Genomic DNA, 13,150 nt, shown 5'->3' on the forward strand with positions numbered 1-13,150 from the left:
AATAAGTATTATTAAATGATAATCGCTATCGTTTTTATTCTCTCAATGTTAAATCATGTCATTTGTACGCTCAAAATTAAATTTAGCCATTCTTACGATTCTCTCAACTACAGTTTGTGCAAATGAAACAGAAATAAATTCATTAGTTAATGATGATTCAATCAAACTCAATACAATCGTAACGAATGCAACTGAGCAACAAGAAGTTGGTAAAACCGTCTATACGAAGGATGATTTAGACAAGACACCCAATAGTTCTAAGAACATTACTGATTATTTAAAAGTAAATCCTAATGTGCAATTTGGTAATAATTTTAGAAGTGGCTTACAACAAGGTGAACTTAGCCCAGCCGAAATTAGCATCAATGGCGGTTTACCCTATGAAAATAAATTTCTAATCAATGGGATGAGCATCAACAATAATATTAACCCTGTGGGTGCAACAACATCGAACTCAAATAATGAACTACTCGGCTCTAGTCAAGCTGTTGCAGTCAATGCAGACCTGATTTGTAATATTAAACTCCTTGATAGCAATGTGAGCGCTGAATATGGTGAATTTACTGGCGGTGTAGTGAGTGCAGAAACCTGCGCACCAAAAACTGAGGTAGGCAAAATTCATGGTAATATTACCTATGATTATACATCTGATTCTTGGTCTAAAATCAACTTTCCTGATCCAGAAAGCCAACAGGAATTTGAAACCTCCAACAGTGAAAAAAATCAACCTTTCTTTACTAAACAAGGAGTCAGTGCAACACTGTATGGTAATCTCACAGACCAATTAGGCTTCAATGCTTTTGGCTCTTTTCGACATTCCTTAATTCCATTAAAAACGAATTTTATTGAGCCAGCAGAATTAGACCAAACACGTGCTGCGAGCAATTATGGTGTTGAACTCTTCTACACACCTTCAGATAAAACCTCATTAAAAATAGGAACTCAGCTATTTGAAAATAAAGGTGAATACTTCAATGCTACATTTTTAAACTCAGAAAACACGCAAATATCTGATAGTCAAAGTATTTATATCAATTTAAAAAATAAATTAAATGCTGTTCGGTTAGAACAACAACTTAATTATCAAACACAAAATAGCTCGCGAGAGGCAGAACAGGATGCGTACGTGTGGGCTCGATCATCAACAAAAAATTGGAATCCGAATTTAAGTACGCAATCTTATGGAAACTATGGTTCATTATCACAAGAAGAAAAAAAACTGGAATACTCAATCAAAGCCTTATTTGAACCAATAAAGTTTGCGAACTCATCACACCAACTCAAAGTGGGTGCTGGTTATGGTCATTATGAAGCGTATTGGGAAAGACCTGAAGTTTCTAATAACTATTACACAACTACTATCGCTTCAAAAAATATTGAAAACTTAAACTGTTACGCTTCTGATGGTCGTCGTTATGATGCTTGTGATGAAGGCAATTCAATTGACGGGCAATATTTAACGCAACGATTTAAATATGATGCAGGACAAATCAATGTACGCCAAGATCGTTGGCATGCATATCTCGAAGATTCAATTTATGTTAATCCATTTATTCAGTCTAGTTTAGGCTTACGAGCTGATTATGATTCACTGACTCAAAATACCAATATTGCACCTCGTAGTTCATTTGTGTTGAAGCCATTTGGCAATGATCAATTATTTATTACGGCTGGTTGGAATCGCTATTATGGTTTAAACGCATTCGCCAACGAATTACAAGATCAACGAGGTCGATTACAGACAAAATTTAAGAGAAATAGTCTTTCTGAAGGTTGGGAACCCGACCCGACGTATATGCCATCCTTCAAATCAAGGTCAGAGCTGGATACCCCGTTTTCAGATGAATCTGTATTTGCTTTTAACACCAATATTTGGAACATCAATACTGGTTTAAAATATGTTCAGCGAGAGAACAAAGACCAATTACGCCAGCAGCAAGGTAATAAGTCTTATAACAACTCAGGAAAATCTGAAGCTGATATCTTAACTTTCTCTTTAAAAAATATTAAACCGCTTGTATTTAAAAATACTGTGCATCATTTAAGCCTAAATGCCGATATGACAGACACAAATCGTAATTTTGATAGCTATGAAAGCAACTACTACACAGGCACATCACAAATTTATTATGATGGCAAACTGATTAATGCTGAAGATAAACCCACTGATAATTTCAATACACCATGGACAGTTAGACTGGATTGGAATATTGGTTTTAATAATATTCCTTTAAATATTAATCATTATCTTAGCTATCGTGCAGGGACACCAGGTATGAAAAAAACCCTGAGTACCAGTAAAACTGAATTTGTCTATGAACTAGATGGTATGAAATATGACACTTACACTGCATATAAAACGAAAAATGCTTTGAATTGGGATATGCGTACTAGCTACACAATACCGAGTTCAAAGAATACGCAAACTATCTTTGGTTTAACCATTAATAATGTACTTAACCGTAAAAATGAATACTTTTCTTCCAATACATCCTCATTGCCACCAACACCAAGTCCTGAAATTGGACGTCAGTTTATCGCTGATGTTACATTTAAGTTCTAACTCATGATTCCCATAGACCACTTAAGTGCTCTTTTTTCATTTATACCGCGTTAAACTTTTGGATTGCATAAAGAAAAAACAATTCAAGACTTGAAAAATATCAATTATCCTCGATATTACATAAAGTAATTCACTCAATCTTAGAATGAGCATATGAACAATCAAAACAAACCTGAAATTATTACGATAGAAGATCAAAGCTTTGGTAGCCATGTAGAACATTGGGCGCTGTTAACTGATGATCCGACTGTTCAGGTTCCAAAATGGTTGAGTGAAGCACTAAATGCACCTGTCATGCCGATGGGGATTTGTGCTGAAGAACAAGATATGGATCCGAATGTTTGGCTAATTCAAGGACCTAAACAACAACCTATCCAATTGGTTCAAGTCATTGCTGTAGAAGACAATAAACCTAAAGCAGTCAAAACAGCCTTCCCTACTTTTGATAGTCCTTATACGTTGAACGCGACGATTGAACGCATCATTACATGTAAGTCCAACACGCAAGCAGTGTTACAATTAAAAGTTAGTGATAATAGTGTGGTTTATGCTTTTGATAGCTTATACAGTGTTAACCAAATTCAATACCAAAAAAATCAATCTTATAAAGTCCAATTAAATGCGTGGGCTTATGAGCTAGAAAAAGTTGCTGATCAAGAACAAATTGTTGTGGATGATCCAGCTTCAATTAAACACCATCGTGCTTTAAATGAAATTTTGAGTGAACACAATGGTGTAGCGCCAGATAATTTACAGCAGCTGATTGATGCTTGGGAACCTAAATCAGATGCCGATAAAGAACCTGTAACGGTCGATTTTTCGAAAATGGTGGCTTACTTGTACGGTGAAACCATGGGTCAGGAAGATGAGGCTTGGTTCCAAGGAAAAGTGGTTGGCAAGACCCAAATGCAGTTCAACGATCAATTTTATCAACTTTATGATGTAACACTTATTTTGGAAGATAACCAACCTGCTACACTTATTCGTATCGCGACTAAGGATGAGAATTATAAAAATTTCGAAATTGGTCAATATATTCGTGGAAATATATGGATTCAGGCGAATATTTATGCTAAAAATACATCAAATAAATAGGATTTAACTATAAAGTAATATTTAGGCTCCTAGATGAAAATTATACCGGAACAATCAACAGGCTTAATGGAACAAGCACGCCCTCGTATTCGTGTAGACAAGGGTGCTTACTGTTTCTTTTTCTTAGGTGTTTTCCTCGCTGCTTTTATTTTCCACTTTACCAATCTTATTCCAGCATTTTAATAAAGTAGCATTGATTACTTTCATCTGCGTTTTAGTGCATAAAAAAAGCCTGTCATATGACAGGCTTTTTTTACAGACTGATTTTAAGCGTTACGCTTCGCAAAATCATCCATAAATTTCACAAGAGCTTGTACACCTTCAAGTGGCACTGCATTGTAAATACTCGCACGCATACCACCTACTGAACGATGTCCTGCAAGATTTAATAAATTATTTTCCTCTGCTTCTTTCAGGAATTGCTTTTCAAGTTCAGGCTTCGCCAATGTAAATGGCACATTCATAATTGAACGATATTCTTTCGCAATTGGATTTGCATAGAAGTCACTTGAATCAATATAACCATACAATAATTCAGCTTTATGCTGGTTCACTTGATGAATTGCCTCTACACCACCCTGTTCAAGCAACCATTCAAATACTAAGCCTGATAAATACCAAGCATAAGTAGAAGGTGTATTCACCATAGAATCGTTCTTCGCTTGCGCTGAATACTTCAAAATGCTCGGAATTTCTTCTTTTGCTTGGTCTAATAAATCATCACGAATGATTACCAAAGTTAAACCAGCAGGACCGATATTTTTTTGCGCACCCGCGTAAATAAGACCGAATTTTGAAACATCAATTGGTGCCGACAAAATACTAGAAGATAAATCTGCAACCAGTGGTTTATCCGTAGTTGGGATATTTTTAAATTGAATACCACCAATCGTTTCGTTATCTGCATAATGAACATAGGCAGCATCAGCAGATAAATTCCATGTACTTTCATCAGAAATTGCAAGATTACCATCTGCATCTTTAATACCAGCTTCGATCACGTTAATTTCGCCATAACGTTTTGCTTCTTTTAAAGCTTTTTCAGACCAAATGCCAGTATGGATATAATCTGCTTTGTTATTTTTCCCTAATAGATTCAATGGAATCGCAGAGAATTGTAGAGAAGCACCACCCTGTAAGAAAAGCACTTTGTAGTTCTCAGGAATATTCATCAACTTGCGTAAGTCTGCTTCTGCTTTTTCAGCAACAGCGACGTAGTCTGCACTACGATGACTCATTTCCATGATTGATAGGCCCTTACCCTGCCAATCAAGCATCTCAGCTTGAGCTTTTTCTAATACAGCAGTAGGTAATGCAGCAGGACCAGCACAGAAGTTGTACGCGCGCATGATTTTTCCTTTCAGAGTGAAACACAATAAAATGATGGCATTTAACCACAGATAACCATAGCTTGCAGTATATTCAACTTAAATAATTTCAATCTTGTTTTCACACTAAAGCTATTTTTTCAATAAGCTCTACATTTATCAGAGATTTATGTTTACTATATTTTGAGAGACATCGTAGTTAGTAAGTTTAAATCGCTCACTACAACAGCTCTCAATCTGACAAAATTTATTATGACTATTTCGTTGTATTGTCTTTCATTTCAAGCGAACACTTAAAACATCTCACCATACCATTCATAGCTGACTCTTTTAAAATGACTGTGTAATAAAAATCCATCTTTTATATCTTGATCTACAATTTCAACAACCATTTCATTATTTTTATCTTGAACTGCATTATAAAGCGCATCAGTATTTACAGCTGAATGTTTTGTTTATGAACAATATTCCTCAGATTCCCCTCTCTCCTTCATTCAGCTGAAATGAAAGGGTTCACTACATGCTGTTATAAACAGTGCTATTACAATCAGCAAGCTATAATTAAATTTGAGTTTCATTTTTAATTAAAATTCTTTTTTAGACTATTGTTAATTAAAAAAGGACGCTTCTGCGTCCTTTTTTAATTCCTACAAATTATTCATCTGTAGATTTTTCATCGCTATCAGTCGTATCAATTTCTTGAGTATCTACTGATTCATTAGATTCAATTGAAGCCTCTTCACCTTCAACTGATTCTATAAAATCATCTTCCTCAACAGCTTCAATCGCTTCAACACCAACCAATGTCTCGTTTTCACCTAAGCGGATTAAACGTACACCTTGTGCATTACGACCCGTTTGAGCAATTTCAGATGCACGAGTACGTACTAGCGTACCACCATCAGAAATCAGCATGACTTCTTTGCTGACATCGATCGCTACCGCACCAACTAGCTCACCATTACGATCAGATGTCTTGATCGCAATGACGCCTTTACCACCACGTTTCTTGGTCGGGAAGTCATCCACTGGCGTACGCTTACCGTAACCATTTGCTGAAGCACAAAGCACTTCACCTGTTTCCGGAACAACGACTAATGAAACAATACGGCTTAGGAAATTAGAATCCGTATCTTCATCTTCTGAATCTACATCATTATCTTCAATTTCTTCCGCTTGAGCCAATCCAATGGTGACACGCATACCACGTACACCTTTCGCAGATCGACCCATTGCACGTACATCAGTTTCTGCAAATCGAATCGCTTTACCTTCATTCGAGAACAACATAATTTGTTGTTCTCCGTCAGTAATCGCAACACCAATTAAACGGTCATCTCCAGCTAACTCGATTGCACGTAAACCATTTGAACGTACATTAGAGAACTGCTCAAGTTCAACTCGCTTGATCGTACCGTATTCAGTTGCCATAAAGACATAGAAGTTTTTACGTAAGTTTTCTGCAAGCTCAGCAAATTCAACTACTACTTCATCATCAAGATCTGTAGTTGATAATTCAACTCCTAACTCTTTCAGATGTGTACGCAATTCGTCCGATAGATCGTCACCATCTGCTAGATCAGCAAATGATTTTTCTAATGCATCATAGTGTGCAGCAATGATTTCGTTTTGCTGTAATTGAGCTTGATGAGATTTAACAAACTGACGGAAATCGGCTAGACGTTCTTTAAATTTCTTCGGTGCATCAATCACTGGCAGAATAGCAGTAATTGTCTCATTTTCATCTAATGGCAATAAGTTCACCATAGGACGACCTTTTGCACCACGAGAAGCTTGAGGCACTTCAAAAACTTTTAAGCGATAGACTTTGCCGACATTGGTAAAGCATAAAACTGTTGCATGGTTAGATGTCACAATCAAATGTTGAATGTAATCATCTTCTTTCATAGACGTTGCTGATTTACCACGCCCACCACGACGTTGCGCAGCATAATCAGAAAGTGGCTGTGTTTTCGCATAGCCTGATTGAGAAACGGTTAAAACAACTTGTTCTTCTGGAATTAAATCCTCACGAGAGAAATCTACACGAGATTCTACAATCGCAGTACGACGCTCATCACCGTATTGCTGAAGAATAAGTGAAAGCTCTTCACGAATCACGTTCATCAACAATTCAAAATCATTAAGAATTGCTGTCAACTCTGCAATTTGTGCCAAAATTTCAGAATATTCTGCATGCAGCTTATCTTGTTCTAAACCAGTTAAACGATGCAAACGTAATTCTAAAATTGCACCCACTTGAGTCGGCGAGAGACGATAAATATTGCCAGATAATCCAAACGGTTTATTAGGATCTTCACCCTCAATCTCATCTGGGCGAACAGAAACTGAACCTGCTTTTTCTAATAAAGCAACTACACCACCTGCAGACCATTCCCCTGCTTGCAAACGTTCACGTGCTTCTTGCGGATTCGCAGAGGTTTTAATGGTTTCGATGATGGCATCAATATTTGCTAAAGCAACCGTTAAACCTTCCAAGATATGACCACGTTCACGCGCTTTACGTAATTCGAACATCGTACGACGTGTTACAACTTCTTGACGATGGCGAATGAAAGCAGCAATGATGTCTTTTAAATTCATCAGCTTTGGCTGGCCATTATCCAAGCAAACCATATTAATACTGAATGAATTTTGAAGCTGAGTATTTTGGAACAAATTATTAACAATTACTTCAGCGTTTTCGCCACGCTTTAAGTCAATTGCAATACGCATCCCTTCTTTATCAGATTCGTCGCGTAACTCTGAAATACCTTCGAGCTTCTTCTCTTTCACAAGTTCAGCAATACGTTCAATCGTTTTTGCTTTGTTCACTTGATATGGAATTTCAGTGAATACAATCGTCGTACGACCTGTTTTTTGGTCTTCTTCTAAATGGTACTTACCACGAATAAATAAACGACCTTTACCAGTACGGTAAGCATCAACAATACCTGATTTACCGTAAATGATACCGCCTGTAGGAAAGTCTGGACCCGAAATATGTTCCATCAATCCTTCAATACTGATATTCGGATTATTGGCATAGGCTAAGCACGCATTGACCACTTCAGTCATATTATGCGGCGCCATATTGGTTGCCATACCTACAGCAATACCCGTGACACCATTAATGAGTAAATTTGGCACACGAGTTGGCATAACTTGTGGGATACGCTCAGAACCGTCGTAGTTATCTTCCCACTCTACTGTATCTTTTTCTAAATCAGCTAACAGTTCATGCGTTAATTTACGCATACGCACTTCGGTATAACGCATCGCTGCTGCACTGTCACCATCAACAGAGCCGAAGTTACCCTGACCATCAACCAACTGATAACGTAAACTGAAATCTTGTGCCATACGAACGATTGTTTCGTATACAGCAGAGTCACCATGAGGGTGGTATTTACCGATTACATCACCAACGACACGCGCTGATTTTTTGTAAGCTTTGTTATAATCATTTCCAAGCTCATGCATCGCATAAAGAACACGGCGATGAACTGGCTTTAAACCATCTCTAACGTCTGGTAGTGCACGAGAGACAATGACACTCATAGCATAGTCGAGATATGAGCTCTTCAGTTCATCCTCAATGGCAATCGGTCGAATTTCCGATACGCTCATGCATACTCCTTATTACAAACAGCTTGAAGAAACTGCTCGATTTATATAATCAATCTTGCAAAAAATTAGCCCAAAATCTATGGAGCTAAATTCTAAAACTCAGCCGAAAATTATAGCACAAATCCGTATTTTTGTGTCGAAATATTCAGCCTAACCTTGTTAATTATCTTCATTTTAGCGATCATTTTCTTGTTATTTCAAAACCAAAAATTAGCGCATCCAGACAGGATTTTTCAATATCCAAAATTTTGAGAAATACATTAGTACAAAAAAAATGCGCCAATCAACTGGCGCATCTTCATAATTTTTTCTATATTTTTATTGTGCCTGGTTCAGTACTTTACGATAGCTCAGCACAGCCACAATCAATAGAACTGGCAATAACATCTCCACCCCTTCCTCAATGGTCATAATCATGATTTGAGTATGCAGCACCAACTGGATGCCGAATTCATCTTTCAGGGTTGAGGTCGTGCGATCCAGCACTTTGCTTAGTCCGCCACAGGCAATGGTGAGGAAAATAAAAAAATGTGCAATATTCAATGAATCTTTCATGCTTAGTATGGTTTGAACCAATTTTTTCGCCAATACCAGAAAGACAAAGATAATGCCGAGCAATAAAATAAATCCGAGTAGCTTATCCATGAGCGGAATTTCAGCACTACGATAGAAATTAGTTTTGATAAAACTCATTTCAAACACCTGCTTATGAAAATCCATTTCCCGTAATCCCAACAATGTCGCTGCTATAGCCGTAAATACTCGGGTATGGGGTTTGATTTCAACATTAAGCAAACACAGCACTGCCAGCAAGTACCATAACCATGGACTCATGACTTCAAAAGCGCCTGACTCACTAAATAAATACTGAGTCACCTCAGGCGGTGCATTCAAGGCAGTATGAATACAAATACCAAGATAAAGCGCAATCAGCAGAAAACTAATGAACAGGATATGGGCGGCTTTGGAAAAGGGCATGATTAAAAACAGAAGAAAAAGCAAACTGGGATTTTATCACTTTTCATACAAATGAAATACTCTAGTTTCGATTGTCGAGTACTTTTAAAATTTTTGCATAAAAAAACGCCCTTACACAAAGCAGTAAAACATTGCTTTCACTGCTTGCACAAGAGCATTTTTAAACTGTGTTCAGGAATTAGATTTTAGAAACTAATTCTGGAACCACTGTATTTAAGTCACCTACTAACCAGTAGTCAGCTACTGCATTAATTGGAGCTTCTTCATCTTTGTTGATCGCAACGATCACCTTAGAATCTTTCATACCTGCCAAGTGCTGAATCGCACCAGAGATACCTACAGCAATATAAAGGTCTGGCGCAACGATTTTACCCGTTTGACCAACTTGCATATCGTTTGGAACGAAACCAGCATCTACTGCTGCACGAGATGCACCTTGAGCTGCACCAAGCTTATCAGCTAATGGATCAAGTACTTTATGGTAGTTCTCACCAGAACCTACACCACGTCCACCAGATACAACAATGCGAGCTGCTGTTAATTCTGGACGTTCTGATTTTACGATTTCTTCAGATACGAACTTAGAAATACCCGCATCACCAGTAGAAGTTGCAGCTTCAACCGCAGCAGATCCACCTTCAGCAGCAACTGCATCAAACGCTGTACCACGAACTGTACCAACAACAACTGATTCACCAGACTCTACAGTTGCAATCGCGTTACCAGCATAGATTGGACGCTTGAAAGTTTTAGGACCATCAACTGCAATAATGTCAGTAATCATACTTACATCAAGAAGTGCTGCAGCACGTGGAAGTACGTTTTTGCCCGTCGTTGTAGACGCCGCAAGAATGTGTGAATAGCCTGTACCAATTGAAGCAACAAGCTTCGCTACATTTTCAGCCAATTGGTTTGCATATGCAGCATCGTCAGCTAAAAGAACTTTGCTTACACCAGCAACTTTAGCAGCTTCATCAGCAACTGCTTGAGCGCCTGAACCAGCAACTAATACAGTGATATCACCACCGATTTTTTGAGCCGCAGCTACAACGTTTAAAGTTGCACCGTTAAGTGCTTTGTTGTCGTGCTCAGCGATTACTAAAATACTCATGATTTTTATCCTTCTGTATTAGATCACTTTCGCTTCATTTTTTAGTTTTTCAACAAGCTCATCAACAGACTTCACTTGAACACCAGCTTTACGTTCAGCAGGCGCTTCAACTTTAACAGTCTTAAGCTTAGTTGCAGGATTAACACCAAAATCTGCAGGAGATTTAGTATCAAGCGGTTTCTTACGTGCTTTCATGATGTTTGGAAGCGCCGCATAACGTGGCTCATTCAAACGTAAGTCAGTCGTAATGATCGCTGGAAGTGCAAGTTCAACAGTTTGTAAACCACCGTCGATTTCACGAGTCACTTGTACTTTATCGCCTTCAACTTTAACTTCTGAAGCAAATGTACCTTGACCAGCACCAAGTAATGCACCAAGCATCTGACCAACTTGGTTAGAGTCGTCATCAATTGCTTGTTTACCAAGAAGGATAAGTTGTGGCTGTTCAGCGTCTACAACGCCTTTAAGAATCTTCGCAACTTCTAAAGCACCAAGTTGGCTATCATCAGCTTCAACTAGGATACCGCGGTCTGCACCAAGCGCCATTGCAGAACGGATTTGTTCTTGCGCTTCTTTAGGACCAATAGAAACAACAACGATTTCTGAAACAGTTCCTTTTTCTTTTAAGCGAACCGCTTCTTCCACTGCGATTTCACAGAATGGGTTAATTGACATTTTAACGTTAGTAAGGTCAACCCCACTATTGTCCGGCTTTACGCGAACTTTAACGTTGGCATCAACCACACGTTTTACAGCAACAAGAGCCTTCATGTAATCCTCGGCTGTTTTAACAGAAGTAAATATTCAGAAAAGTTATAATAACTCTTCATTTAAAATTTTTAGGTGTCCTATCTTGCAATGTGTTTGGCATTTCGGTCAAGTCACAATTCACAAAACTGCTGTAAAAAAGCGTAATTTTCGTTGAACGGAGCGTTCACGAAATTATTTTGTTAATAAATTTGTCAGCTTTTCAATATTTTTTGTAAAAAATTAAACTTTGATTTTTAATATTTTTTTAATTTATTAACTACATCAGTTGAATTGATGCTGTAGACTCTTATTTTACGTTGAAAAGCGTTGGCGTGAGTCACCAAATTTGAGGTAAAAAATGTCATAACAGACAGCAAAAATTACAATAACAGCTATTCTTTTTGAGTATAATTTAACCAAAGTTAAATCTATTTGAATAGAAAGCGCAAACATCAGTTTGCGCTTTTTTAATGTTAATTCACAATGAGCCATGTTGCTGCCAATGAAAGCATCACTCCCGAACCACCATCAATCCATTTTTGACGTTTTTCATTTATCCCTGTTTTCTGTGTCAAAAATGCAAATACAAAACTCAATGATGAATAAATAATTAAGCATAATCCAATGAAGATTAGGGATAAGACAATCCCCTGTCCCATAATCGAAGAGGTATGCTGGTTAATAAATTGAGGCAAAATCGCAAAATAAATAAGCATACCTTTAGGATTAAGTAAGGATGTTATAAAACCGCGTCGAATCGGACTAATGACCTGGCTTTGTTTAATTTCAATATTTTTGTGATTAAGCGCAGATCGAATCAAATTAAATGCCAAATAAAGCAAATAACAGATTCCTAACCATTTGATCGTTTCAAAAATAATAGGGAAAGAAATAATGATAGCCGCAATACCCACAACGACTAAAAAAGAATGGACGAAATAACCCAAACACACCCCTAAAGTCGCCATAACGCCTGCTTTCGCATTTTTACCCATTACCTGTGACAGAATAAATAACATATCCGGACCAGGCGTAAAAATAAGAGGGATAACTGTCAAAGCAAATAACCAATAGGTAGACATTTTCTTTCTTCCATCATTAATGAAAATGAAAAAAAAGTATCTTCGAATTTACATAAAATAGGATTTCAAATATTCTATTTATTCTTTAATTTTTAGAATTTAATTCTAATATATGAAAATAATATCTAAATCAATTTCAGTTAAATTAGATCGTATCGATAAAAGTATCATTCATGAACTTCAAACCAACGGTCGAATTCAAAATAATGATTTAGCCAAAGAGATTGGCTTATCACCATCCTCTTGTTTAAGACGCGTAAAAATTCTCGAAGATGCTGGAGTCATCCAGCAATACACAACCATTGTTGATCCTCAAAAAATCGGATTACAACTTATTCTATTTTCGCGTATTTGGTTGGTGGGACAAGACGCTGAAACCATCGATACTTTTATTGAAGCGATGAAAGAACTCCCTCAAGTCATGGAGTGCTATATTATTTTGGGCGAATGTGATGCGATGTTAAAAGTTGTCGTACCTGATTTGGAGAACTATCGTAAATTTCAGTCAGAACACTTAACCAAAAAAAATGGGATTACCAGTGTGAAAACGGATTTACCCAGTCAAATCATTAAACAAAGCTATCAACTGCCCCTGCAATCAATTTAATACCAT

10 protein-coding genes are annotated in these 13,150 nt (G+C 37.3%); 4 read left to right on the top strand and 6 right to left on the bottom strand.

The features are described from left to right. Positions 1 to 55 precede the first annotated feature (55 nt). The 3 genes from AC1M9N_RS03500 to AC1M9N_RS03510 all read left to right on the top strand — a co-directional run bounded on the left by AC1M9N_RS03500 (position 56) and on the right by AC1M9N_RS03510 (position 3,841). A complete protein-coding gene (locus tag AC1M9N_RS03500; protein ID WP_481954275.1) occupies positions 56 to 2,563 on the top strand; it encodes a TonB-dependent receptor plug domain-containing protein in 2,508 nt (835 codons plus the stop codon). Between the two features lie 153 nt (positions 2,564 to 2,716). Next, positions 2,717 to 3,658: a hypothetical protein gene (locus AC1M9N_RS03505; RefSeq protein WP_481954276.1), complete on the top strand. Its 942-nt coding sequence runs from the start codon at positions 2,717 to 2,719 to the stop codon at positions 3,656 to 3,658. Between the two features lie 33 nt (positions 3,659 to 3,691). Continuing rightward, on the top strand, positions 3,692 to 3,841 hold the full coding sequence (locus tag AC1M9N_RS03510; RefSeq protein WP_171076764.1) for a hypothetical protein: 150 nt from the start codon (positions 3,692 to 3,694) through the stop codon (positions 3,839 to 3,841). A gap of 83 nt (positions 3,842 to 3,924) precedes the next feature. Here AC1M9N_RS03510 and serC read toward each other — a convergent pair whose 3' ends face one another. The 6 genes from serC to AC1M9N_RS03540 form a co-directional block, all read right to left on the bottom strand. After that, a complete protein-coding gene (gene serC / locus AC1M9N_RS03515; protein WP_481954277.1) occupies positions 3,925 to 5,007 on the bottom strand; it encodes a 3-phosphoserine/phosphohydroxythreonine transaminase in 1,083 nt (360 codons plus the stop codon). Positions 5,008 to 5,640: 633 nt separating this feature from the next. Beyond that, on the bottom strand, positions 5,641 to 8,616 hold the full coding sequence (gene gyrA / locus AC1M9N_RS03520) for a DNA gyrase subunit A (protein ID WP_481954278.1): 2,976 nt from the start codon (positions 8,614 to 8,616) through the stop codon (positions 5,641 to 5,643). A 318-nt stretch (positions 8,617 to 8,934) separates the two neighbouring features. Further along, on the bottom strand, positions 8,935 to 9,594 hold the full coding sequence (locus AC1M9N_RS03525; RefSeq protein WP_481608288.1) for a hypothetical protein: 660 nt from the start codon (positions 9,592 to 9,594) through the stop codon (positions 8,935 to 8,937). Between the two features lie 178 nt (positions 9,595 to 9,772). Beyond that, the gene (locus AC1M9N_RS03530) at positions 9,773 to 10,705 is read right to left on the bottom strand and encodes an FAD-binding protein (RefSeq protein WP_092765976.1); all 933 of its coding nucleotides are present in this window, start codon (positions 10,703 to 10,705) and stop codon (positions 9,773 to 9,775) included. Positions 10,706 to 10,723: 18 nt separating this feature from the next. After that, positions 10,724 to 11,476 (bottom strand): electron transfer flavoprotein subunit beta/FixA family protein, encoded by a 753-nt coding sequence (locus AC1M9N_RS03535; protein ID WP_035266425.1) that lies wholly within the window; start codon positions 11,474 to 11,476, stop codon positions 10,724 to 10,726. 452 nt (positions 11,477 to 11,928) lie between these two features. After that, a complete protein-coding gene (locus tag AC1M9N_RS03540; RefSeq protein WP_035266421.1) occupies positions 11,929 to 12,537 on the bottom strand; it encodes a LysE family translocator in 609 nt (202 codons plus the stop codon). A gap of 112 nt (positions 12,538 to 12,649) precedes the next feature. Between AC1M9N_RS03540 and AC1M9N_RS03545 the strand changes: the two genes are divergently transcribed. Further along, positions 12,650 to 13,144, top strand: a complete 495-nt coding sequence (locus tag AC1M9N_RS03545; protein WP_092765973.1) for an Lrp/AsnC family transcriptional regulator — start codon at positions 12,650 to 12,652, stop codon at positions 13,142 to 13,144. The last annotated feature ends 6 nt before the right edge of the window (positions 13,145 to 13,150 follow it).

It is taken from the genome of Acinetobacter sp. ANC_7655, assembly GCF_056784015.1.